We start from the raw sequence: 24,385 nt of genomic DNA on the forward strand, positions 1-24,385 counted from the left end.
ATGTATAAGGCATCACCTATGTCAGGACGCATACTTATTGTCGATGATCTTTCAATTAACCGGACCATCCTGCGCGCCAAATTGCAGGCGGCTTGCTATGATTGCCTGATGGCTGACTGCGGTGAAAAGGCACTTTCCATGGCGCAGGGGGAAATGCCTGATCTTATCTTGCTGGATTACCGCCTGCCCGACATTGACGGCATCGACATATGCAAGGCGCTGCGCGCCAATCCGGTGACGCGCAATATTCCGATACTACTGTTTTCCGCAACCGCCGACCGTCAGCAGCGGCTGACCGCATTACAGGTCGGGGCGGATGATTTCTTGTCCAAGCCGTTGGACGAATCCTATCTTATGGGGCGGATCCGAAGCCTTTTGCGGGCACGCGACCAGCGCGCCCCGAACACCCTGCCAACCGCAATGCCTGCTGTTGCGGGCATGGCGGAACAGGCAAGCTGTTTCACCCCGCAAGGCAACATCATCGTGATTTGCGATTGCGGGGCCACACATACCGGCACCTGCGCCGACCTGCGAGAGGTTATGCCCGACATGCGCTGCACCTGCCTGAGCCTGCAGCAGGCATTGCGGCTGAATGCGGAAACCATGCGGCCCGACCTGTTTCTGGTGACACCCGATGTGATTACCCAACGCGGTCTGCAAATTATCCCCGACCTGCTGTCGCGCAACCAGTCGCGCGGTGCGGAACTGTGCATTATGCTGGCGCAGAAACAGGAATTGCTGGGCGCAATGGCCCTTGATCTGGGCGCAAGGGAAGTGCTGTACCTGCCGCTGGACGTGCAAGAAGCACAGCTGCGCCTGACCAAAATACTGCATCAGAAGTTACAGCGTGACGCCATGCAGCGCGCCTTTGAAACGCAACTGGATCAGGCGGTCCGCGACCCGCTAACGGGTTTGTTCAACCGGCGCTATCTGGGCGCACGCATGTCAGAAATCGCGGTGAACCTGCAATCAGGCAGCCTGTCACATTGCGCTGTTCTGGTGATCGATCTGGACCACTTCAAGGCGGTGAATGACCGGTTTGGCCACAATGTCGGCGATGACGTGCTGACAGAAGTGGCGCGCCGCCTGCGCGCCAGCCTGCGAAATACCGACATACTGGCGCGCTATGGCGGCGAGGAATTTGTCGTGGTTATGCCCGGCGCCGACCTGATGGCGGCGCGACGTGTGGCACTGCGGCTGTGCAAGGCGGTGCGTGAACATGGTTATGCGATTGCGGGCAGTAGCGAAGCGCTTCAACTCTCTGTGTCGATTGGCGTTGCCGTGCAGCATGCCGGGTTTCAGGGGGGGATGTCGGATTTTGCAAAAACCATTGTCGGTCGGGCAGATGATGCGCTGCGCGCCGCGAAGGATGGCGGGCGCAATCGGGTGGTAACGGGTCAGATTGCGGCGGCCTGACGATGCGGCACGCGTTACTCCTGTGTGCGCCCGCGCCACCAATCCGGCCTGCGTCTGTCCTGCAACCGCTGTTGCAAATCCGCCGCATAGGCCTGACGTTCCTGCGGTGTCATGGCAGCAACCCGCGCGACAAGGCGTGTCTGCATCCGTTCGCCCATATTGATCAGATGTTGCTGCGCCTCGTTCAGCGCGGCGCTAAACTGCTCGGCGTCAAAATCTTCGGCTTGCAGGCTTTCGATCATCTGTTCGGTGACCATGGGGCCGCGCGGTTGCTGGCGGTTTTCACGCCACGCCTGCCTTGTGTCGCGACGAAAGGCGCGCTGGTCATCAGACGGAAGGGCTGAAACCGCAGCACGCAAGGGCGTTCCATTCAGGCCGGCACGCGCCGCGATCCCGCCAATCAACCCGATAAATGCCAGATTCAGAATTATCGACAACGTCAGGACAATCTTGCCCCAGCGCGGCATGCGGTGCGTCTGCGTCGACTGTTCCATCATAGCTTAAAACCCCCACAAAAGCGGATCGTCCAACCCGACAAGCGGGGTGCTGATCACGTCAAAATAAAATAGCGCGTCTTGCAACAACAGCGGCGCATCCAGTGCGGCCACAGGCAACGGGGCCGCCACCCCGAACCAGAACCCCGCCGCCGCCGCAGTAATCCCGCCCGCAAGCGACGGGGCCGCCCAGCCGCCGAACCAGCGCCCGACCCTGTGCGCAAGGGCACGACCGGATCGCACAGGTGCAGAATTTCCCGGCGCGGCTGCTTTCTGCGCGGCACCGGCGGCATCTGCCAGAATGCGCGCCCGCAAATCGGGGGACAGAACAGGGGCCTGATCACGCGCGGCGTCAAAAAATACGTCCAGCGGGTCGGAACCAGTATTCAGGTGCTTGTCAGTGCTCATCTTCATACCCCAGAATTTCCCGTTGCCCTGACAAAAGCGCGGTCAGGTTGCGCTTGCCGCGCGCTGTCAGGCTTTCGACAGCTTCGACACCGATCATCATTATGGCCGCGATATCCGGATTTGACAGCCCTTCCAGATGCCGCAGGATAACGGCCTGACGCTGCCGCTCGGGCAGAAGTGCAAGCGCGTCCTGCAAGGCTGCGGCGCGTTTGGTTTGCATCATCTGCGCATCTACAGCCGGTGCATCATCCGGCAGGTCCGGCATGTCCGCCGGACCGGACCGGCGGCGGCGCAACCGGTCGGTGCACAGATTTGCCGCCACCCGAAACAGCCATGCGGCAGGTGGAATTCCCGTATCCTGCCAGTCAGGCGCGATACGCCACAGGCGCAGCATCGCGTCTTGCGTGACGTCCTCGGCCTCGGTCCGGTCATTCAGCATGCGCGCTGCGAACCGCAGAATGCGCGGGGCCAGCCTGTCGGTCAGGGTCTGTGCGGCCAGCCTGTCACCTTGCGCAAATTGCACAAGCAGTTCGGCATCGTGATTGGCCGCATCCATATCGCGTGGCACCATGCGTTTCCCTGTCCGGCAGTTCCGCCCCCGCTGTCAGTAATGCACAACGGACGGCTTCTGTCAGTCCTGTGCGCGATTTTTCGGGCGATCCCCCCAGCGACCACCCTGACGACGGTCTTCATGCCGCGTCATGCGCGTTTGCATACGGTCCATGAATGCCTCGTATTCCTGTGCATCGACAACGCCGTCATCATTGGCGTCAATCCGGTCGAACATGCGCTGCCCGAATTCCGCGCGCTGGCCGCGCGCACTTGCACCTTGTGCCCTGCGATGGCCCGACATAGCGGCGCGGCGGTCTTCGGCCAGCGCGTCCAGTCCGGCGCGCAGCGCATCCGCGTCCAGCATGCCGTCTGCATTGGCATGCTCCATCAGTTTGTCAACGACCTGATCCTGCCGCTCGGAACGCATGGTCTGCAAATGGGTCTGGAAATCTTCCAGTGTAATGGTCCCGCTTTGGTCGCGGTCCAGCTGTTCAAATCCGGGCAAGGACGGGCGTTCGGCAGTGCGCGCATCGGCAGGCATGCTGCCAAGCCCGAACGCAGAGATGCCGATAATAAACATAAGAGGTGTCTTCATGGGTCAATCCTTTCGGTTCGCATGCGGCACGTTTTGCCGCTTGATGTCCTGAAAACGGCCCATCGCTGACATTCCGTCGCGCAACATGGCAATTTGTTGCGACATCGTGACGCAAAACTTTAATCCCTGATGCAATTTATGCGACGATCCCCTATGTGGACACTCTACACGCGAAAGGCCAGAACATGCACGCAACGCAAACGGACGACATAGACGACAGACCGCTGTCACCGGCAATCATGCGCGGCTTGCGGTGCAAATGTCCTGCTTGCGGGGCTGCGCCGTTGCTGCGCGGATATCTGAAAGTGCGCGATACCTGTCCCGCCTGCGGCGAGGATTTGTCCCACCAGCGTGCGGATGACGGGCCCGCCTATCTGACCATGCTGGTCACATTGAAGGTCGTGACGCCTGCCATGGTTGCGGTCATGTTCCGTTGGGACCCGAACCCTGTGCTTCTGTTCACGGCATTTTCACTGTTGTTGATCCTGCTTTCGCTATTCCTTCTTCCGCGGTTCAAGGGCATGATCGTGGCCATCCAATGGTCGCGCCGTATGCACGGCTTCGGGGGAGTGGATGAACGAAACCGTTGACAAAACCGCAATCCGCCATGCATCGACGGTCCTGCTGGTGCGATCCGGACCTGACGGACCACATGTCCTGATGGGACAGCGCGGCGCGAAGGCCGCGTTCATGCCAGACAAGTTCGTTTTCCCCGGTGGTGCGGTTGACCCCACCGATGCCGATATACCGCTGGCCCGCCCTTTGGGCACACAATGCGCGGCCCGATTGTCCCATGATGCGCCCGGCGCAAACGCCCTTGCCGCGGCAGCAATCCGTGAATTATGGGAAGAAACGGGTCTGATGCTGGGCCAGCCCGGACAATGGCCGGACCCGCCACCGGACTGGTTGCCTTTTGCGCGACAGGGGCTTTTGCCGGATGCATCCGGCCTGCACTATATTTTCCGGGCCATTACGCCCCCCGGCCGCCCGCGCCGATTCGATGCGCGGTTCTTTCTGGCAGATGTCGAGAATGTCACGGGTGATCCGGATGATTTTTCACATGCCTGCGAGGAGTTGGCCCATCTGCATTGGGTGCCTTTCGATCAGGCCCGCAAGCTGAACCTGCCCTTCATCACCGAGGTGGTTCTTGCAGAAGCGCATGCCCGCATCAAAGGCGAGGATATGGCCAGTTCCGTGCCCTTTTTCGACAACTCGACCGGCATGTCCTGTTTTCGCCGGATCGCATAGGCCGGTTCCGGTCAAACTGCACTCTGGACAAAATGGTTCTGGTATTGCTTCTTTGGGGGTGACACTGTTTCGTATCCGGTCAGGATTGCGGAACAAACCTTGAGGAACCGAATGCCACTTCAGCCTGATGTGTCGCTATCGCCCCAGCCTTCGGACGAAGTGCGCAAAACCACCTGTTACATGTGCGCGTGCCGGTGCGGGATCAATGTGCACATGAAGGCAGGCAAGGTCAGCTATATCGAAGGGAACCGCGACCATCCTGTAAACAAGGGCGTGCTATGCGCCAAGGGTAGCGCAGGGATCATGCAGCACCTGTCGCCTGCCCGTCTGCGCGCGCCGCTGAAACGTGTCGGCCCGCGTGGTTCCGGCGAATTTCAGGAAATTTCATGGGACGAAGCGCTGGCCCTTGCCACAAGCTGGCTGAAACCCCTGCGCGAGTCTGCGCCCGAGAAGCTGGCCTTTTTCACTGGCCGCGACCAGTCGCAATCCTTCACCGGCTGGTGGGCGCAATCCTTCGGCACGCCCAACTGGGCCGCACATGGGGGGTTTTGTTCGGTCAATATGGCGGCGGCAGGCATCTATACGATGGGCGGGTCGTTTTGGGAATTCGGACAACCCGACTGGGACCGCACCAAACTGTTCTTGCTGTTCGGCGTGGCCGAGGATCATGATTCCAACCCCATCAAAATGGGCCTTGGCAAGCTGAAGGCGCGCGGGGCGCGGGTGATCGGGGTGAACCCCATACGGTCGGGATACAATGCCATTGCCGATGACTGGGTCGGCATCACGCCGGGCACGGATGGCTTGTTCATCCTGTCGCTGGTGCATGAACTGCTGCGCGCGGGCAAAATCGACCTGAACTACCTGATCCGCTATACCAACGCGCCCTATTTGATAAATGCCCATGATGGCGCACAAAAGGGCATGTTCCTGCGCGATGGCGACGGCAAGCCCATGGTGCGGGACCGCAAAACCGGACAGGCACTGGCATGGGACACACCGGGCATTGCCCCCGATCTGGCCGCTGGCGTCAGCATGGGCGGGGTGGAACACCTGCCCGTGTTCCGTCATCTGGCAGACCGGTATCTGTCGCCCGACTATGCGCCCGACGCCGTGGCCGGACGCTGCGGCATTCCCGCCGCCCGCATTCGCGCCATTGCCGCTGAAATTGCGCGCGTGGCCTTTGAAGAAGAAATCACCCTGCACCAGCCATGGACCGATTTTCGCGGCCAGCGGCATGAAACAATGGTGGGCCGCCCCGTGGCCATGCATGCCATGCGTGGCGTATCCGCCCATTCCAACGGGTTCCAGACCGCACGCGCGCTGCATATGCTGCAAATCCTGATCGGCAGCGTGGAAACGCCGGGCGGGTTCCGCTTCAAGCCCCCCTACCCCAAACCGCCGGAAGCGCATCCAAGACCCCATGCCCGCCACGCACCCGGCCAGCCACTGGACGGCCCGCATCTGGGCTACCCCCTTGGGCCGGAACACCTGCTGATCAATGATGATGGCAGCGCCCGACGCATCGACAAGGCCTTTTCATGGGACGCGCCGCTGTCGGCGCACGGGCTGATGCATATGGTCATCAGCAACGCGCATGCGGGCGATCCCTATGAAATTGACACGCTGTTCTTGTATATGGCGAATATGGCGTGGAATTCATCCATGAATACCAGTGCGGTCATGGACATGCTGACCGATCAGAACGCTGATGGCAGCTACCGCATTCCGCGCATCATCTATTCCGATGCCTACAGTTCCGAAATGGTGGCCTTCGCGGATCTGGTTTTGCCCGACACCACCTACCTTGAACGCCATGATTGCATCAGCCTGCTGGACCGCCCCATCTGCGAAGCGGACGCGCTGGCCGATTCCATTCGCTGGCCGGTGGTGGCACCTGACCGCAATGTGCACCCGTTCCAATCGGTGTTGCTGGATCTTGGCGCACGCCTGAACCTGCCCGGCATGGTCAACCCCGATGGAACACCCAAATTCAGCGATTATGCCGATTACATTACCCACCATGAACGCCGCCCGGGTGTCGGGCCGCTGGCGGGCTGGCGCAATGACGACGGCACAGGGAACGGGCGCGGCAGCCCCAACCCCGACCAGATCGCACGCTATATCGAAAATGGCGGTTTCTGGTCGTCGCATATTCCGGCACAGGCGCAGTTTTTCAAGCCATGGAACGCCGCCTATCAGGACTGGGCGGTGGCGCACGGGCTGTATGACAGCCCGCAACCCTATGTGTTCAACCTGTATCTGGAACCGCTGCGCAAGTTCCAGCTCGCCGCCGAAGGGCATGGCCACCGCCAGCCCCCCGACCATCTGCGCGCGCGACTGATCCGGACCATGGACCCGCTGCCCCTGTGGTATCCGACCTTCACCGATACCGAAACCGACCCGTCCGAATACCCCCTGCATGCCCTGACCCAACGCCCAATGGCGCATTATCATTCATGGGGCAGTCAGAATGCATGGTTGCGGCAAATCCACGGGACCACGCCGCTGTATGTGTCGGGCGAAATCTGGGCACAGCACCAGTTCAAACCCGGTGACTGGGCCACGCTCACCTCGCCCCATGGACAAATCACCCTGCCTGTGGTGCGCATGGACGCGCTGAACCCGAATACGGTCTGGACTTGGAACGCTGTTGCAAAACGGCGCGGCGCATGGGCGCTGGACCCCGCCGCACCGGAAGCCACAAAATCCAGCCTGCTGAACCACCTGATCCATGAATTGCTGCCGCCCAAAGGGGACGGGTTGCGCTGGGCCAATTCCGACCCCGTCACCGGACAGGCTGCGTGGTATGATCTGCGCGTACGCATTGAAAAAGCCCCCGCAGGGCAAGTGCACAGCGCGCCCGCCCATCCGGCGCAAACCTCGCCCGTGCCTGCCGCACCGCATGATCTGGCCCATCAGGTGAAGGAATGATCTTCATGCATCTTCATCTTGCAAAAAATACTCATAAAACATTGCGGCACGGCCCGACGCAGAAGGGACGCGCCCGATGACCGGCCAGCCTGCACAAACAGACCGCAAACTGGGTCTTGTCATCGATCTGGACACCTGTGTGGGGTGCCATGCCTGTGTGATCTCCTGCAAGGGCTGGAACACCGAAAACTATGGCGCGCCCCTGTCGGATCTGGACGCATATGGCGCCACCCCCGAAGGCACCTTCCTGAACCGTGTCCATACATTCGAGGTGGCGCGCGATACCGCGCCGCCGATGGTGGTGCATTTCCCCAAATCCTGCCTGCATTGCGATGATGCCCCTTGCGTGACGGTCTGCCCCACAGGCGCCAGTTATAAACGCGTTGAGGATGGCATCGTGCTGGTCAATGAAACCGATTGTATCGGTTGCGGGCTGTGTGCATGGGCCTGCCCTTATGGGGCGCGCGAAATGGACGGGGCAGCAAAGGTCATGAAGAAATGCACCCTGTGCGTGGACCGTATCTATAATGAAAACCTGCCTGTGGAAGATCGCGAACCCGCCTGTGTGCGCACCTGCCCCGCAGGCGCGCGTCATTTTGGCGATCTGGGCGATCCTGACAGCGATGTGTCGCGCCTTGTGGCCCTGCGCGGCGGGTTCGACCTTATGCCCGAACAAGGCACAAAGCCTGTGAACAAATACCTGCCACCGCGCGGGCGTGACACCTTGCAGGCCCCCGATCTGGCCAGCCTGTGCGATACGACATCCGACACCGCCGCCGCCACGGGCTTCCTTGGCTGGCTGGACCGCACGTTGGGAAAGATCTGATATGCATCCGGCCCCGTCCCTTATTTTGTTCACCGTGCTTTCGGGCCTCGGCTTCGGGCTGCTGGTGTGGTTGGGCCTTGGCCTGTCCGCGCCATTGGGGGCAAGGGCGTTCATCCTGTTCGGCCTTGGCTATGGTCTGGCGGGCGCGGGCCTGATTGCCGCAGCCTTTCATCTTGGCCATCCTGAACGCGCGCTCAAGGCGTTTTCGCAATGGCGCAGCAGTTGGCTATCGCGCGAAGCGGTGTTGTCTGTGGCCACGTTGCTGGCCCTTGCCCCGCATGCCGCCGCATCAGCCTTCTGGGGCACACCACTACCGGTGCTGGGGTGGATCGGGGCCATGCTGGCCTTGGCCACGATTTTTGCAACGGCAATGATCTATGCCCAGATCAAGGCGGTCCCGCGCTGGCACCACGCCAGCACCCCTCCGGTGTTCCTGCTTGCCGCGCTGGGGGGCGGGGCATTGCTTGCGGGGCTGGCAACAATCGCATTATGGGCCATGCTTGCGCTGGCGTTTGCAGTCGTCTTTCATTGGGTCGCGGGGGACCGGCAGTTTCGCGCATCAGGCACCGATACCGGCACGGCAACGGGTTTGGGCAGCGTGGGGCGCGTGCGATTGCTGGAACCGCCACATTCCGGCCAGAACTATCTGCTGCGCGAAATGGTCTATGTGGTGGGCCGCAAGCATGCCCGCAAGTTGCGTCTGATCGCGCTTGGCTTGGGCGCGTTTTTGCCCGCCTTGCTGTTGATCCTGCCCGTCAGCTACATATCGCTTGCGTTGGCCCTTCTGGCCCATACCGCCGGAATGTTTGTTCAACGCTGGCTGTTTTTTGCGCAGGCAGAACATGTCGTCGGACTGTATTACGGCAGTCGCGGGCAGGATTGACGGTTTTCAGCGCGACCGCTTGCGGCTAAACTCTGGTAACCGAGTGAAGCAGGACAACACGCGTGAGCAAGACAATCCTTGACCGACTGGAAGCGCAGGGGCTGCGCATGACCGACCAGCGCCGCACGATTGCGCATGTCATCGAGCAGGCATCGGATCACCCCGATGTCGAGGAATTGCATGCGCGCGCCAATGCGCTGGATTCCCGGATTTCACTGGCGACCGTCTATCGCACGGTAAAGCTGCTTCAGGAAATGGGCATTCTGGACCGGCTTGAATTCGGTGACGGCCGCGCCCGGTTCGAGGACAGCCAGCGCGACCACCATGACCACCTGATAGACATGGACACCGGCGAGGTGATCGAGTTTTGCGACCCCGAGATCGAGGCATTGCAGGAAAAGATTGCCCGCAGGCTGGGGTACCATTTGCACGGTCACCGGCTGGAATTGCTGGGCCGCAAACTTAAGCAATAGCGCATCCTTGGCGGGACGGGCGTGCCCCGCCTGTTTTGCGCCTTGGGGCGTTTACCCCAGATACTCGCGCAGCACGGGCGGCGGGTTGTCCAGCAGTTCCGCAGTCGGAAACGGGCCGGTGGCCTGCCCCTGTGCAACCAGAATCGTGCTGTCGGCAATGGCGCGCGCATCATTCACGTCATGGGTTACCATCAGCAGGGTTGCATTTGTCTGCGCACAAATATCGCGGACAAGATGCAGCATTTCGGATTTCATCGCAGGACCAAGCGCGGAGAAGGGTTCGTCCAGCAACACCAGCGGGCGTGCGCGCAAAAGCACCCGCGCCAGCGCAACGCGGCTTTGCTGTCCGCCCGAAAGTTCTGCGGGCTTGCGCCCCCCAAAGCCCGACAGTCCCACACGGGCCAATGCGGCCTCGATCTGGTGCTGTTCGGCGGCATTCACCCGCAAGGACGGTTTCAACCCCAAGGCAATATTCTGAAAGGCCGTCAGGTGCGGGAACAGATTGTTGTCCTGAAACAGAATGGAAATGGGCCGGCGCGACGGGCTGCGTGCGCTTAGGTCCACGCCGTCCCATTCGATCCGGCCAGACGGAACCGGCACAAACCCCGCGACTGCCCCCAGAAACGTGGATTTGCCCGCCCCGGAAGGGCCGATCACGGCCACATGCGCGCCTGCGGGCACAGACAGCGCTGCGTGCAGCGTGAAATCGCCCTGCCGTATTGTCACATCCTCAAGTCGCAGCATGCCCGCGCCCCCATCGGTCAAACCCCCAGAACAGGGCAAGGCTTGCGCCCAGCAAGACCAGCGCCGCGCCGGCGGCATCATCCAGCCGGTAAGCACTCATCAAACGGTAAAGCTGCATCGGCAATGTCGCCCCTTCACGTTCGGCAAACAGCATGATGACACCCAGATCGCCCATTGACAGCGCCGCAGTCAGCCCTGCGGCAAACCCCAGCGGACGGCGCAAGCGCGGCAGGGTGACAATGCGCAACCGCGCCGCCCCGTGCAGGCCCAACGCATCTGCAAGTTTGCCATGATCCGCCGTGACATCGCGCAAGGCTGGCAGGATCAGGCGCAAGGCAAATGGCATCGCCATGCCCGCATTCACCAACATTGTGACCAGAAGCGCGAAATCGCGCGGGTTCGCAACGGGCTGAATCAACAAAAACAGCCCCGTGCCAATAACCAGCGGTGACGCGGCCAGCGCCGCCAGACCCAACCATTCCAGAAATGCCCCCCCGCGTAGCATGATCACTGCATGGGCCAGCACCAGCGTCATGGCCATTGTCACAGCGGTGGCCCCCAACGCCACACCAAGCGACCGGCCAGCGGCGTGCCAAACCTCAGCGGGCAGTCCGGTGACGAAGGGCACCCCCCGCAAGGCAATCATGGCCAATGGCACCAGCAGGAACAATGCGCCCGCAACAATCAGGGCACTGTCCCACAGCCTAAGTCCCGTGCTGCCGGTGTCAAACCGCTGCACAGGTCGGTCCAGCCCCCCGCCCAATGCCTGCGGAACCGCAACCCGCCATGCCACCACACCAGCCGCCGCACACAGGGCAAATTGCACCACTGCCAGCAGGGCCGCGCGACCCATGTCATAGTCAAAGCGAAACGCCTGATAAATTGCCAGTTCAACCGTGGTTGCCCGCGGCCCTCCCCCCATCGTCAGGGCCACCGAAAAACTGGTCAGGCAGATCAGGAAAATAACCAGCAGCGCCCCGGGTACCAGCGCGCGCAGCATCGGCACCTCCAACTGGCGGAAATTGTCACGCGCGGTGAAGCCAAGCGACGCTGCCAGCCGGAACCGTTCGGCGGGGATGGCGGCCCAACCTTGCAGCAGAATGCGCGTCGCCAGCGGCAGGTTATAGAAGACATGTGCCAACACCACGCCATGCAGGCCGAATATGTTAAACCGCGCCAGTCCAGCCCAGTCCAGCCCCTGATTTATCAGCCCCGACCGGCCAAACACCGCCAGCAGCCCCAGCACGGCCACCAATGTGGGCAGGATGAATGGTGCCCCCATCAGCGTAATCAGCAGACCGCGCCCCCTGAAGTGCCGCCGCGCCAGCGCACGCGCAACAGGTATGGCCAACACAACCGACAGCAGCGCCGACAAGGCGGCCTGAACCAGTGTGAACCGCACGGCCGCCCAGTCCGCCCCGCGAAGTGCACTGAAACCGTCCGCGCGCATGGCAACCGCACCCAAGGCCCCGAAATTCAGGACCAGCAGCCACGCGGCAACTCCCCCGCCCGCAAGCAGGGTGAACAGCCGCGTGGCGCTGGCCGGATCACGGATCACCGCGTCATGCCATCCAGCCAATGCGCCAGTGCGGGTGTGCGGCGGTCATCTGCCATATCCTCGGTCAGGAATATCGCTGTCTCGGGCAAGGGCAGGTCGCGGAATACCTGCGGCCAGTCCTCGCGCGGCAGGGCCGACGGATAGGACCAGTTGGCAGTTGCAATCATGGACTGGAATTCCTGCGACAGGATGTAGGCCATGAATTGCCGCGCCAGATCGGGCTGTGTCGCGCCTGCCAGAATGCCCGCCGCCTCGGCAATGAAATAATGCCCTTCGTCAAAAATCGCGGCTGCTTTGGTGTCATCATCTTCTTCGGCAATATGATAGGCGGGCGATGTGGTGTAACTTAGCACCATGTCAGCCTCGCCATCGGTGAACATGCCATAAGCCTCGGACCAGCCAGCAGTGACCGTGACCGTCTTGGCCGCAAGGTTCTGCCAGATCCTGTGCGCGTCCTCGCCATACAGGTGATCGACCCACAGCATCAGCGCCAGCCCCGCACCGGACGAACGGGGGTCCTGCCAGATCAGGGAAATATCATCCCGTTCAATCAGTTCCGCAAAGCTGGCAGGCGGGGTTTCCAGCCGCGTTTTATCATAGACAAAGGCCGCGTAGGACCAGTTGAAGGGGATAAAACGGTCGTCATTCCATTCGACCGGCACGGTCAACGGGGCCAGATCCTGCCCATGTTGCACAAACAGGTCGGACTGGCGTGCACGCAGCAGTTCATCCGTGCCCAAACCGATAACAACATCGGCCTGCAAGCGCGGCCCTTCCAGCATCAGGCGGGGCAGAACGTCACCTGTTCGATATTCCAGCGTGCAATCGCAGCGCGCCTCGAACCCCTGTTTGATGGCAGGCCCCGGCCCCCAGCTGGACCCGAAGTAATCTGGTGCCAGCACAGTCAATGTGTCCGCCTGCGCAGGACCTGCCATTGCCAGCGCTGCAAGTGCCACGACATGAAAACGTGTCATCTGTTCAATCTCCTTCATTCACCAATGGCGGGGATTGAAACGGGTATATTGCCCGCAACCTTCCCTCCGCCGGTCTTAACCGGGTCAGGTTCAACGGGTCCGCAACAATCGCATCTCAGCCCGCACGCGGGCACCCCGAGGTGCCCTATCACTTAGGGGCTTTCATCTGTCGCGGCAAGTGCGGTGCTTGAGCCTTGCGCGCCTTACCGCTAAGTGAATACGTCAAAGGAGTGCACGCATGAGCTTTAACACATTCGGCCATCTGTTCCGTGTCACCACATGGGGCGAAAGCCACGGTCCCGCGCTTGGCGCCACTGTCGATGGCTGCCCCCCGGGGGTCGCGCTGGATGCGTCCATGTTGCAGCACTGGCTGGACAAACGCAAACCCGGCCAAAACCGCCACACCACCCAGCGGCGCGAACCCGACCAGGTGGAAATCCTGTCCGGTGTCTATGAAGGGCGCACCACCGGGACGCCCATTCAACTGATGATCCGCAATGTCGACCAGCGGTCCAAGGATTACGGCAATATCCTTGATACCTTCCGCCCCGGCCATGCGGATATCACCTATTTCCAGAAATACGGCCTGCGTGACCCGCGCGGCGGCGGGCGGTCCTCTGCGCGGGAAACGGCTGCGCGTGTTGCCGCTGGTGGTGTGGCGCGCGCGGTTCTGGCAACACTGGTGCCGGATTTGACGATTGCGGGATATATGGTGCAAATGGGGACGCACGGCATTGACCGCGCGCGCTTCGATCCGGAGGAAGCGGCCCGCAACCCGTTCTGGGTGCCCGATGCGCAAGCCGCACAGGACTGGGCGCAGGCGCTGGACCAGATTCGCAAGGACGGCAATTCCGTAGGCGCGGTGATCGAAGTGGTGGCATCAGGGGCACCAGCGGGGCTGGGCGCCCCTATCTATGCGAAGCTGGACACGGAACTGGCCGCCGCGATGATGTCTATCAATGCGGTCAAGGGTGTGGAAATTGGTGCAGGTATGGGCGCTGCGGCCCTGACCGGCGTGGAAAACGCCGATGAAATCGAGATGGGACCGGATGGTCCGCGCTACCGCTCCAACAAGGCAGGTGGAATTCTGGGCGGGATTTCAACAGGGCAGCAGATTGTCGTGCGCTTCGCCGTCAAGCCCACATCATCCATCCACACCCCGCGTGCGTCCGTCACCCGTGCGGGCGATCCCACCGATGTGGTGACGAAGGGCCGCCATGATCCTTGTGTGGGTATTCGCGCCGTTCCGGTGGGCGAGGCGATGATGGCTTGCGTCTTGTTGGATCACCTGCTGATGCAGCGCGCCCAGACGGGGGGGCTTGGGCCAGTGGGGCAGATCGGACCGGCAGCGCAGTAACGCTTGCGCGCTTTCCCCGTCAGTCGGCGGTTCTAGGGGTTGAAACGGACATTGGGAACTTTCCAAGGCGCGGAGCCAAGGCCGCAGGCCGCCGCGCCATCGGCGGGCCGTCCCGCGGCCTGCCGACTTGGCCAGCGATACGCCAAGCCATGAGAGGTGGGAGTACGCCGCCAGCATAAAGTGAACTTCACCAACGCAGGATCGACAGACCCCGGCCCGCCGATCGCGCGGGCCTTATCCAAGTACGAAGGGCAACTTCAGGCCACGAACCGCCGCCAACGGTGCCTTGGGAACCTGACACTGTCAGCGTCCGGACAGGTTGCGCCCTGAGTGCCGCCCGTCCCGTTACCTGATCGACACCCCTGCTTCCGGCGCCTGCGCCACCACATCCGCAACGAATTGTTGCAGCCAGCGTGCCAGTTCAGGGTCAGGCGTTGGTGTGCGTCCCAGCCCCAAGGGCACATCCAGCGGGCTGCGGTCATAGATCACTGTGTAATGCGCAAGTGCCATGACATAGGCGCCAAGGTCGTTCACATGAATATCGTCATGAAACAGCGCGTCAATACTGGCCAATCCGGGGGCCTGCCCTGCGCTGATGGCATCATAAAGTGCCGTCATCAGACGCGGGCCGGGAATCATGCGCATTTCGGGCATACCATCAGGACGGTGGCTGTTTACATGGTCGCGGATTTCCAGCCATCTGTCCTGTTCCACCTGCAAGCGTTCACGGAATGGCATATGCCCCTCTGCGGTGTCATCGCCCGATTCCGGCCCCGTGTCGCGTGTGATCCATGTGGCATAGAGCACCGTTTGCGCGCCGTTTTCCCATGCGTGCCGCACCCAGCGTAGCGCTTCTTCAGCGGAGTTATGATAGCCCATCGTGTTCAACAATGGCACACGTTCAGTCAGCACCAGCAGGTCATAATTGGCGATGTCACTGCGGGCATCGACCGGCTGGGCCGTGTTGTTCCAGCGCCAGTCCATCGGGCTGCCCGGAATGGTAGACCGGTCAATGACCGCCGTGCGCCCCCCCGTTGCCTGCACCATGGGGCGCAGCATATCCGGAATCGGATCTGTCAGCGAATGGCCGGACATGACCACACGCGCATCAAGCGGCATCTGGGCCAGCGCTGGCGTATGCGCATGGCCAAGATACAGCACCAGAAACGCGAAGATTTGCAGGGTGAAGCGCATGCGTGTGACCTTTCATCTTAGGCGTCATTCTTACGCCATAGTGGTTAAGGAACCGATAACGCAGCGCCTCAGTCCGCTTTGCGCCCCTGCAAATGTTTGCGCAACTTCGATGGCGGCGCTTTCTTGCGGCCCTTATAGGGGTTTTTGTCCGCTTGTGAGCGCATGAACATACGGATGGGCGTGCCGGGCATGTCGAAACTGTCGCGCAGCCCGTTGACCAGATAGCGCGCATAGCTGGCGGGCAGGTCTTCGGGGTTTGAACACATCACCACAAACCCCGGCGGGCGGGTCTTGGCTTGGGTCATATAGCGCAGCTTGATGCGTTTGCCGCCCGGTGCGGGGGGCGGGTGGGCCTCGACCATGGCGGCCAGCCACTGGTTCAACCGCGCCGTGGGCACACGGCGGTTCCAAACCTCGTGGGCGCGCAGCACGGCCGCATGCAACCGGTCCAGCCCTTTGCCGGTTTTGGCGGAAATCGTGACCAGCGGTGCACCCTTCAGTTGCGGAAGCAGTTTTTCAAACCCTGCGCGCAGCGCTTTCAGCTTGTCCTGCTTTTCATCCTCAAGGTCCCATTTGTTGACAGCGACGACCACGGCGCGCCCTTCGGTTTCGGCAAAATCCGCGATACGCAAATCCTGTTGTTCGAACGGAATCGCGGCATCCAGCAAAACCACCACGACTTCGGCAAAACGCACGGCGCGCAACCCGTCGGCCACAGACAGTTTTTCGACCTTGTCAGTCACGCGCGCCTTCTTGCGCATGCCAGCTGTGTCAAAAATGCGCGTCGGCGTGCCCAGCCAGTTCATCGACAGGGAAATCGAATCGCGGGTAATGCCGGCCTCTGGCCCTGTCAGCAGACGATCCTCGCCCAGGATCTTGTTGATCAGCGTTGACTTGCCCGCATTGGGCCGCCCGATGACAGCAACCTGAAGGGGGCGTTTTGCGCTGGGGGTGAAATCTTCCTGCTCGTCCCCTTCCGGAACGTCCAGATCGGTTTCCGGCGCATCCTCACTCGCCCGTTCGGTGAATTCATCGGCCAGCGGACGCAGGATGTGATAAAGTTCGTCCAACCCCTCGCCATGCTCGGCAGACAGGCGGACGGGTTCGCCCAGACCAAGGCTGTAGGCATCCAGAACGCCACCATCAGCGGCGCGCCCTTCTGCCTTGTTCGCGGCAAGAATGACCTGACCTGCACGTTTGCGCAGGATATCCGCAAACATTTCATCAGTGGGTGTGATACCCGTGCGCGCATCGACCATGAACAGGCATATATCGGCCATGTCTACGGCGCGTTCGGTCAGGCGGCGCATGCGGCCCTGAAGGCTGTCGTCGGTGACTTCTTCCAGTCCGGCCGTATCAATGACCGTAAAGCGCAAGTCGCCCAGTTTGGCAGCCCCTTCGCGCAGGTCACGGGTGACACCAGGCTGGTCATCAACCAGCGCCAGACGTTTGCCAACAAGGCGGTTGAACAGGGTCGATTTGCCGACATTCGGCCTGCCGACAATCGCGAGAGTGAAGCTCATATGCCCCTCCGGGGAAAGCGTGATGGCCCCGCACAGGGGCCATCAAGAAAACTGGGTCGCACCACAGGAAAACCCCTGACGGCGCGCTGGATTATTGGTGTCAGCGATAGGCGTTCAATCGTCCGTCGCTGGACAATACATAAAGTGTCCCACCCGCAACAACCGGACTGACCGCAGCACCGCCACGCAATTCGATCTGGCCATTCAACGCACCAGAGGCAGGATCGAACAGGCGGATCAGCCCGTCATTCGAGGCAACAACCAAGCGCCCGCCAGCCAGAACAGGGCCGTAATGGGCGAAAATCTCGGCGCGGCGCCGCTCGCGCGTCTGGGTGTGCAGCGGCAGCGGCTGCGCCCAGATGAAGTCACCATCGCGGCTGTTCAACCGGATCAGGCGGTTGCGGTCCGACATCAGGAAAACCGACCCGCCGACAGGCCAGACAGGGCCATAAGCGGCCTCATCCGCGGTCCAGATGCGGCTGCCGTCGCGGGTGTTCAATGCCATGACACGGCCGGACTGGTTGCCCACGAAGACCTGATCGCCCTGCACCACCGGATCCCCTGTCACATCGGTGACCCTGGCATAGCCAACCCCGATGCGCGTGCCGGCGATCACTGTGCGCCACATGGTCTGGCCGGTGTCCTGCCGCGCGGCAATCAATTCACCTGCAGGCGTCGGGAACAGCACCAGATTGCCCGCAATCGCAGGGGCAGCACCGCCCACCATGCTGGCAGTCGATGGGGTGCCGCTTAACTGCCAGTCGGTCTGGCCGGTGGTCGCATTGATGGACCACGCCGTGCTGTCAGACGCTACGACATACACGCGATCACCGGAAACAGTGGGGGCGCCCGTCAGGGGGGCGTCAAATGTCTTGGTCCAGATCACGTCACCGCTGCGCAGATCCAATGCGGCCAACACCCCGAAGGCCGATGTGACATACAGCCGGCCATTGGCCACAGCCAGCCCGCCGCCCGACGCGGCGTCGCCGCTGCGCGTGGTCGCGGGTGTCAGATCGCGTGTCCACGCAATTTCGCCTTGCGTGGTCACCGCAGCAACCTGTGCGCGGCTGTCCAACGTGTAAATCAACCCACCGCTGACAACGGGTTCGGCAGTGATTCTGTGCCGCCGCCCTTCGCCCTGCCCGATTTGCACGGACCACAGCGGCTGAAGATTGCCGCCAAGTGCAGGATGCGCGATACGGGTGCTGGGCGTGCCCAAACGGTGCGTCCATTCGGAATTGCTTGCTGTTGCAGGCAGACTGATAGGTTCGGCCCGATTGGCAGGTGCTTCCCCCGCACCTTCCGCAAAGGGGGCGCGCAGGGGAAAACGCTCCCCTTCAAGGATGAACCCGCGGTCACAAGCAGCGACGAGAGTGCCAAGGGCAAGGATGCTCGCGTATGTCCAGAGTTTCACCATGCACTCCTATAATTCTGGTCCGAACGGCCCGTTTTTCGAATTTTACCCCGATGGACAAGGCCCTTATATCTGGTTGCGTGTATCAGTTTGCGGCGGGATCACCACCCAAGGCAATGATTAGTTGTGTTGCCCGACGCTCCAACGCATCCGACACATCGGATTGTGACAGCAAGTCGGCCAGAATTTCAATGGTTCTTTCCGGATTGCCCTGTTCCAGTTGCAGCAACGCTGTTTGTTCAAGGGCCAGCGGCCGGAAAGGGCGGCCGGGTTGCGCAAGCCCTGCCAGAATGGTTTCACGTTCCGCCAGCGGCACGTCATCCCCACCCGCAATAACATATTTCAGCGCGGCCAACTGGCGGTAAGAATCGGTCAGCGCGTCATCTTCTGATGCGGCACGCAAGGCGGCCAGCGCTGCGGCGCGGTCGGTTTCGAACAATTCGCCTGCACTTAGCAGGTTGATCACGCCTTGCTGCGCACCGGTTGCATCGATTTGTGCCAGCGCCTGAATACGGCCTGCGGAGTCGTCGTTTTCCAGCGCCGTCAGCACTGCGTCACCAAACGCCTGCGCAGAGGCGCGGTCACTGGCCTTGCGCCATTCATTCCATGCAGCGCCGCCAACGACCAGCACGACCAGCAAAACGGCAATCCAGCCATAACGGCGCAGGTAGCCAACCATGCGGTCACGGCGCAGTTCTTCGGTGACTTCATTGATGAAACTGTCAGGATTGCTCACGCAGCACCTCGTTGGAAAAAACAACACACTCTTACCGCGAAGCGGGGGGAATTGCCAAGCCCTGCGCAACATTGAAGCACAAGTGTTGAAAGCGGGCGATCATTCCTTATGTTAATGGCTTAAACATCACTTGTGCTTTACCTTTGTCGCGTTTAATCTGAACCCGTCAGTTCAGCGTATCAAAACCAATGTCCGTCAACGATCGGAGTGATCAGCATGCGCTTGTTTCCACTTTTCACCGCGCTGTTGGTGATGTCCCTTGTCTATTTGATGGTGATGGAACGCGAAGCCCTGCTGGGATACGCCGGTGTCGTGACCGAAGAGCCTGCCCCCGAAGAAGCCGCCCCCCCTCCAGCGCGCGTGCGCGTCGTGGTACAGACATCCCACGCGCGCGAAATTGAAAACGCAGTCGTGCTGCGCGGACGGACAGAGGCGGCGCGTCAGGTCGATGTGAAGTCCGAAACCTCCGGCCTTGTCACGTCGGAACCGTTGCGGCGCGGGGCGCAAGTGGCGGCGGGCGCCCCGCTATGCGAGGTTGCCCCCGGCGTGCGCAAGGCCGCGCTGGACGAAGCGCGCGCCCGCCTGTCCGAGGCCGAAATCAATTTCCGCGCCGCGCAGGGCCTGTCGGAAAGCGGGTTCGGGTCGGACACACGGCTGGCCAATGCGCGCGCGGCACTGCAATCCGCGCAAGCCGGCGTGGACCGCGCCGTCGAAGAAATGGCACGGCTCGTCATGTATGCGCCATTTGACGGCATACTGGAAAGCGACACTGCGGAACTTGGCAGCCTGCTGCAACCCGGTGCCCCATGCGCCACATTGATACAACTGGACACAATACGCCTTGTGGGCTTTGCCACCGAAACACAGATCGAACGGCTGGTTCCGGGCGCGGTTGCGCAGGCACAGCTTGCATCGGGCCGTCAGGTCACCGGCGAGGTCAGCTTTCTGTCGCGCGCCGCCGATCCGCAAACCCGCACCTTCCGTGTCGAAGTGACCGTGCCCAATGATGACATGACGATTCGCGATGGCCAAAGCGCGGATATCGTGGTCGCTTCCCGCGCGGAACAGGGCCATCTGTTGCCCGGATCGGCCTTGACGCTGAATGATCAGGGCGAACTGGGGTTACGCGTTGTAGACGAGGACGGACTGGTCGGTTTTGCGCCTGCCACATTGCTGCGCGACACCGATTCGGGCGTCTGGCTGACAGGACTGCCCGATACGATCCGCGCAATCACGGTGGGGCAGGAATTCACCCGCGAAGGTGCATATGTCGATGCCGTGGAACATGACGCGGAAGGGGTTGCACCATGATCGGACTGGTATCATGGGCCGCAAGTCACGCGCGCATGATCATGGCATTGGTGGTAATGACCCTGTTTGCAGGGGCGGTGACCTATATCAACCTGCCCAAGGAAGGCGAGCCGGATATCGAGGTTCCGGCAGTGATCATCACTGTGCCCTTCCCCGGCATTTCGGCTGTAGACGGCGAAACCATGCTGGTCCGCCCGATGGAAACCGAATTGTCCGATCTGGACGGGCTGAAAACCCTGAGTGCGTTTTCCGCAGAGGGGTTCGCGGCGGCAGTTCTGGAATTTGAATTCGGTTGGGACAAGACCGCCACGCTGGCAGATGTGCGCGATGCCATGGGCCGCGCCGAAGGGAAATTCCCCAGCGGGGCGCAGAACTACTCCATCTCGGAAATCAACTTCTCGGAATTTCCGATGATCATTGTCGCCGTGTCGGGCGATGTGTCTGAACGCGCCCTGCTGCGCGCGACCCGTGACTTGCAGCGCCGCATCGAAGGGCTGGATTCGGTGCTGGAGGCCGAGATTGCCGGTTCGCGCGATGAAATGGTCGAAGTGCTGATCGATCCGCTGCGACTGGAAGCCTATAACGTGACCGCCGGTGAATTGATCAACGTGGTCACGCAAAACAACCAGCTTGTTGCCGCCGGTGAAGTGGAAACATCAACAGGCGCGTTCGGGTTGACCGTCCCTGCCAGTTTTCAGGGGCCAGAGGATATCTATCGTCTGCCCGTCAAGGTGAATGGCGATTCTGTGGTCCGGCTGGGTGATCTGGCAGAAATACGCATGACATTTGCCGACCGGACCGGAACGGCGCGGTTCAACGGGGAAACCAACCTTGCCATTCAGGTGGTCAAGCGCAAGGGCTTCAACGCCATCGACACCGCCGATGATGTGCGTGCGGCAATCGCTGCGGAACGCGCAAGCTGGCCTGACGAATTGCAGGCCGCAATTCGCATAACGCCCGCGCTGGACACGTCTGTTCAGGTGGATGAAATGGTCCGCCAGCTGGAAGGGTCCGTGTTGACCGCGATCGCGCTTGTCATGATCGTGGTGCTGGCGGCCCTTGGGGCGCGGTCGGCCATGCTGGTGGGTTTTGCGATTCCCGCGTCCTTCCTGTTGTGTTTCATCCTGCTGGGATTGATGGGAATTGCGGTGTCCAACATCGTGATGTTCGGGTTGATCCTTGCGGTGGGGGTGCTGGTCGATGGTGCCGTGGTGGTGACCGAATATGCCGACAAGCGCCTGCAAGAAGGCGATGGACCTATGCAGGCTTATGTCAAGGCCGCACAACGCATGTTCTGGCCAATCACCGCATCAACAGCAACCACACTTTGCGCGTTTCTGCCCATGCTGTTCTGGCCCGGTGTGGCTGGCGAATTCATGGGCATGCTGCCGGTCACGCTGATTTTCGTGCTGACCGCATCCTTGATCGTCGCGCTTGTGTTCCTGCCGGTTCTGGGCGGGTTAAGCGGGCGGGCCGCACGCATTCTGGACCACGCCACACAAGCACTGCGCCGCCTGCCATGGATCGCGCGCCTGCCGTTTGCCATTGCGGCTGCGGGCGCGATGTGGCTGGGCGCCATGCTGATGCTGAACCCCGGTTTTCTGCAAGGGGGGACACAGGCCGCGCAATCGGTGGGGCAGCTTGTGCCCGGTGCCGCGCTGATGGTCCTTGCGGCCATGGGGGTTTCTGTCAGCTTCGCGGCCATCAAGCGTGACCGCAAACCCCGCCGCATTGATGCAAAACGCAGATATTCGCCAGCTGGCCATGTGATGCGGTTCTTTGTCGGCAATCCTGTCATGCCGCTGGTGCTGGTTGCCGTGGTTGCGGCATTCGTGGTGGGGACATTCCAGTATTACGGTGAAAACAACCGTGGCGTGGAATTCTTTGTCGAGACCGAACCGGAACGCGGCATCATCTATGTTCGGGCGCGCGGCAATTTCTCGATCTCGGAAAAGGACGCATTGGTGCGTCAGGTTGAAGACATCGCCATAGCCGAGGAAGGAATCGACGCCGTTTTCGCCTTCGCTGGCGATGGCGGGCTGAACACCAACACGGCAGGCGCAGGACCGCCCCGTGATGCGATTGGCCAGATCCAGTTTGAACTGACACATTGGCAATCGCGCATCGGCGACCCGCGCATGCGCGGCGCGGCGATTCTGGAACGTCTGGAACAGCAATTCGACCAACTGCCCGGCATACAAACGGAATTTCTGGTGCAAACCGGCGGCCCGTCCGGACAGAAACCCGTTCACCTGCGCCTGAAAGGGCAGGATTTTGATGTGCTGGAAGGTGCCGTCGAAACCGTGCTGGCACAGTTTCAGGACACAGCGGGATTGTTCGATCTGGAAGACAGCCGGCCCATTCCCGGCATTGACTGGCAAATTGATGTCGACACCGCAATGGCGGGGCGTTTCGGTGCCGATGTGGCCACGATCGGGGGGATGGTGCAACTGGTCACACGCGGGCTGCTGCTGGACACGATGCGCGTGGACAGTTCGGATGAAGAAATCGACATCCGCGTGCGCCTGCCCGACGGCGACAGGTTGCTGTCAACGCTGGAAACGCTGCGGGTGCAAACGAGCTTCGGCATGGTGCCGCTATCCAACTTCATCTCGACTCAGCCTGTGGCGCGGCGCGGCCAGATCGACCGTGTGGACCAGCAACGCTATTTCGATGTGAAGGCCGATGTCCGCGCCGGACTGGTGCGGCTGGTCGACCCTGCGGGCGAGACAATGCGTGTCGTGCCCCGTGCCCAAACTGTCTTGCGTGAAAACGAGCCGGGCACCGAAGGCTATGCCCGCGCGCAGGACACACTGGCCGAGATTGAACAGAACGGCTGGCGGGTTGTGCCGATAACAGCGACCGAACGCATTGCCGCGCTGACCGAGTGGCTGACAACGGAAAACCCGCTGCCCGAGAGTGTCGACTGGCAATGGACCGGCGAGCAGCAGGATCAGGAAGAAAGCACCGAATTCCTGACTGTCGCCTTCAGCGCCGCACTGGGGCTGATGTTTGTGATCCTGCTGACGCAGTTCAACAGTTTCTACAATTCGGTGCTGGTGTTGCTGGCCGTGGTTCTGTCATCTGCGGGGGTGTTGATCGGCATGCTTGTCATGGACCAGACATTTTCGGTCATCATGACCGGCACAGGGATCGTGGCACTGGCAGGGATTGTGGTGAACAACAACATTGTCCTGATTGACACCTATCAGAGCTATGCTGCCATCATGCCACGGATCGAAGCGATTATCCGCACAGTAGAGGCCCGGATCCGGCCGGTATTGATGACGACCACCACAACGATGGCCGGTCTGACGCCGATGATGCTGGGCATCAGCATAGATTTCGCCAATGGCGGCTATGCAATTGATAACCCGACATCACTTTGGTGGAAGCAGTTGGGCACGGCAGTGGTGTTCGGTCTGGGTGTCGCCACGATCCTGACATTGATGCTGACGCCCGCCCTGCTGGCCCTGCGTGTGTGGATCGAAAAAGGGGCCTATCGCGGCGCACTTGGGCTGCGCTGGGTGCTGTCGCGGCGCGGGTCGGTTGCGCGGCGCGACAGCGCGCTGGAGGGGCAGTTGAAGAAGATCAGCGGCACCGAGATCGTCTGGCATGTGCCCCCTGCCCCGATCGAGGAGCAGTTGCCGCTGCAACTGGAAAACCCGCTGCCCCCGCAAGCGCCGTTGCGTGCGGCGGAATAACGGCTGGCATAATCAGCAAACACAAACGGCCTGATGCAGCA

The 24,385-nt window shown here is 61.4% G+C and carries 21 protein-coding genes and 1 riboswitch; of the genes, 10 read left to right on the forward strand and 11 right to left on the reverse strand.

Annotation, left to right across the window (positions count from 1 at the left end):
* The first annotated feature begins 18 nt into the window (after positions 1-18).
* Positions 19-1,416, forward strand: a complete 1,398-nt coding sequence (locus ACTIE1_RS03375; protein WP_439561678.1) for a diguanylate cyclase — start codon at positions 19-21, stop codon at positions 1,414-1,416.
* 14 nt (positions 1,417-1,430) lie between these two features.
* Here ACTIE1_RS03375 and ACTIE1_RS03380 read toward each other — a convergent pair whose 3' ends face one another.
* The 4 genes from ACTIE1_RS03380 to ACTIE1_RS03395 are packed head-to-tail and all read right to left on the reverse strand — an operon-like array spanning position 1,431 to position 3,465.
* The gene (locus tag ACTIE1_RS03380) at positions 1,431-1,913 is read right to left on the reverse strand and encodes a periplasmic heavy metal sensor (RefSeq protein ID WP_439561679.1); all 483 of its coding nucleotides are present in this window, start codon (positions 1,911-1,913) and stop codon (positions 1,431-1,433) included.
* Between the two features lie 3 nt (positions 1,914-1,916).
* Positions 1,917-2,318, reverse strand: a complete 402-nt coding sequence (locus tag ACTIE1_RS03385; RefSeq protein WP_439561680.1) for a hypothetical protein — start codon at positions 2,316-2,318, stop codon at positions 1,917-1,919.
* Positions 2,308-2,889, reverse strand: coding sequence for an RNA polymerase sigma factor (locus ACTIE1_RS03390; protein WP_439561681.1), 582 nt, complete (start codon positions 2,887-2,889; stop codon positions 2,308-2,310). The genes ACTIE1_RS03385 and ACTIE1_RS03390 overlap by 11 nt, the downstream gene beginning before the upstream one ends.
* Before the next feature lie 60 nt (positions 2,890-2,949).
* Positions 2,950-3,465 carry a hypothetical protein gene (locus ACTIE1_RS03395; RefSeq protein WP_439561682.1) on the reverse strand — a complete coding sequence of 172 codons (516 nt, stop codon included), beginning with the start codon at positions 3,463-3,465 and terminating at the stop codon, positions 2,950-2,952.
* A gap of 185 nt (positions 3,466-3,650) precedes the next feature.
* Here ACTIE1_RS03395 and ACTIE1_RS03400 point away from each other — a divergent pair, with 185 nt between their 5' ends.
* The 6 genes from ACTIE1_RS03400 to ACTIE1_RS03425 all read left to right on the forward strand — a co-directional run bounded on the left by ACTIE1_RS03400 (position 3,651) and on the right by ACTIE1_RS03425 (position 9,829).
* Positions 3,651-4,055 carry a DUF983 domain-containing protein gene (locus ACTIE1_RS03400; protein WP_439561683.1) on the forward strand — a complete coding sequence of 135 codons (405 nt, stop codon included), beginning with the start codon at positions 3,651-3,653 and terminating at the stop codon, positions 4,053-4,055.
* Positions 4,039-4,713 carry an NUDIX hydrolase gene (locus ACTIE1_RS03405; protein WP_439561684.1) on the forward strand — a complete coding sequence of 225 codons (675 nt, stop codon included), beginning with the start codon at positions 4,039-4,041 and terminating at the stop codon, positions 4,711-4,713. Before ACTIE1_RS03400 ends, ACTIE1_RS03405 begins: the two co-directional genes overlap by 17 nt.
* A gap of 111 nt (positions 4,714-4,824) precedes the next feature.
* Positions 4,825-7,647 (forward strand): molybdopterin-dependent oxidoreductase, encoded by a 2,823-nt coding sequence (locus tag ACTIE1_RS03410; RefSeq protein ID WP_439561685.1) that lies wholly within the window; start codon positions 4,825-4,827, stop codon positions 7,645-7,647.
* 76 nt (positions 7,648-7,723) lie between these two features.
* Entirely contained in the window at positions 7,724-8,473 is a 750-nt protein-coding gene (locus ACTIE1_RS03415; RefSeq protein WP_439561686.1) for a 4Fe-4S dicluster domain-containing protein, read from the forward strand.
* 1 nt (position 8,474) lies between these two features.
* On the forward strand, positions 8,475-9,356 hold the full coding sequence (locus ACTIE1_RS03420; protein WP_439561687.1) for a dimethyl sulfoxide reductase anchor subunit family protein: 882 nt from the start codon (positions 8,475-8,477) through the stop codon (positions 9,354-9,356).
* A 107-nt stretch (positions 9,357-9,463) separates the two neighbouring features.
* Entirely contained in the window at positions 9,464-9,829 is a 366-nt protein-coding gene (locus tag ACTIE1_RS03425; protein ID WP_439561883.1) for a Fur family transcriptional regulator, read from the forward strand.
* Between the two features lie 51 nt (positions 9,830-9,880).
* Here the strand turns inward: ACTIE1_RS03425 and thiQ are convergent, their stop codons facing one another.
* Genes thiQ through ACTIE1_RS03440 form a run of 3 tightly spaced genes read right to left on the reverse strand, consistent with a single transcriptional unit; the run spans position 9,881 to position 13,105 of the window.
* On the reverse strand, positions 9,881-10,573 hold the full coding sequence (thiQ, locus tag ACTIE1_RS03430; RefSeq protein ID WP_439561688.1) for a thiamine ABC transporter ATP-binding protein: 693 nt from the start codon (positions 10,571-10,573) through the stop codon (positions 9,881-9,883).
* The gene (locus tag ACTIE1_RS03435; RefSeq protein WP_439561884.1) at positions 10,560-12,131 is read right to left on the reverse strand and encodes a thiamine/thiamine pyrophosphate ABC transporter permease ThiP; all 1,572 of its coding nucleotides are present in this window, start codon (positions 12,129-12,131) and stop codon (positions 10,560-10,562) included. The genes thiQ and ACTIE1_RS03435 overlap by 14 nt, the downstream gene beginning before the upstream one ends.
* Positions 12,128-13,105, reverse strand: coding sequence for a thiamine ABC transporter substrate-binding protein (locus ACTIE1_RS03440; RefSeq protein ID WP_439561689.1), 978 nt, complete (start codon positions 13,103-13,105; stop codon positions 12,128-12,130). The genes ACTIE1_RS03435 and ACTIE1_RS03440 overlap by 4 nt, the downstream gene beginning before the upstream one ends.
* A gap of 44 nt (positions 13,106-13,149) precedes the next feature.
* A riboswitch (TPP riboswitch) is annotated at positions 13,150-13,253 on the reverse strand.
* 90 nt (positions 13,254-13,343) lie between these two features.
* On the opposite strand from ACTIE1_RS03440, the gene aroC reads away from it, so the two are divergent.
* Positions 13,344-14,462 (forward strand): chorismate synthase, encoded by a 1,119-nt coding sequence (aroC, locus tag ACTIE1_RS03445; protein WP_439561690.1) that lies wholly within the window; start codon positions 13,344-13,346, stop codon positions 14,460-14,462.
* A gap of 345 nt (positions 14,463-14,807) precedes the next feature.
* Here the strand turns inward: aroC and ACTIE1_RS03450 are convergent, their stop codons facing one another.
* From ACTIE1_RS03450 to ACTIE1_RS03465, 4 genes are all read right to left on the reverse strand, one after another.
* The gene (locus ACTIE1_RS03450) at positions 14,808-15,656 is read right to left on the reverse strand and encodes a hypothetical protein (RefSeq protein ID WP_439561691.1); all 849 of its coding nucleotides are present in this window, start codon (positions 15,654-15,656) and stop codon (positions 14,808-14,810) included.
* 68 nt (positions 15,657-15,724) lie between these two features.
* Positions 15,725-17,179, reverse strand: a complete 1,455-nt coding sequence (gene der, locus ACTIE1_RS03455; RefSeq protein WP_439561692.1) for a ribosome biogenesis GTPase Der — start codon at positions 17,177-17,179, stop codon at positions 15,725-15,727.
* 100 nt (positions 17,180-17,279) lie between these two features.
* Positions 17,280-18,596 carry an outer membrane protein assembly factor BamB family protein gene (locus ACTIE1_RS03460; protein ID WP_439561693.1) on the reverse strand — a complete coding sequence of 439 codons (1,317 nt, stop codon included), beginning with the start codon at positions 18,594-18,596 and terminating at the stop codon, positions 17,280-17,282.
* 82 nt (positions 18,597-18,678) lie between these two features.
* Positions 18,679-19,329 (reverse strand): hypothetical protein, encoded by a 651-nt coding sequence (locus ACTIE1_RS03465; protein WP_439561694.1) that lies wholly within the window; start codon positions 19,327-19,329, stop codon positions 18,679-18,681.
* A 216-nt stretch (positions 19,330-19,545) separates the two neighbouring features.
* On the opposite strand from ACTIE1_RS03465, the gene ACTIE1_RS03470 reads away from it, so the two are divergent.
* On the forward strand, positions 19,546-20,640 hold the full coding sequence (locus ACTIE1_RS03470; RefSeq protein ID WP_439561695.1) for an efflux RND transporter periplasmic adaptor subunit: 1,095 nt from the start codon (positions 19,546-19,548) through the stop codon (positions 20,638-20,640).
* Positions 20,637-24,344 (forward strand): efflux RND transporter permease subunit, encoded by a 3,708-nt coding sequence (locus ACTIE1_RS03475; RefSeq protein WP_439561696.1) that lies wholly within the window; start codon positions 20,637-20,639, stop codon positions 24,342-24,344. The genes ACTIE1_RS03470 and ACTIE1_RS03475 overlap by 4 nt, the downstream gene beginning before the upstream one ends.
* The last annotated feature ends 41 nt before the right edge of the window (positions 24,345-24,385 follow it).

This window comes from Roseinatronobacter sp. (assembly GCF_051859525.1).
GTDB lineage: Bacteria > Pseudomonadota > Alphaproteobacteria > Rhodobacterales > Rhodobacteraceae > Roseinatronobacter.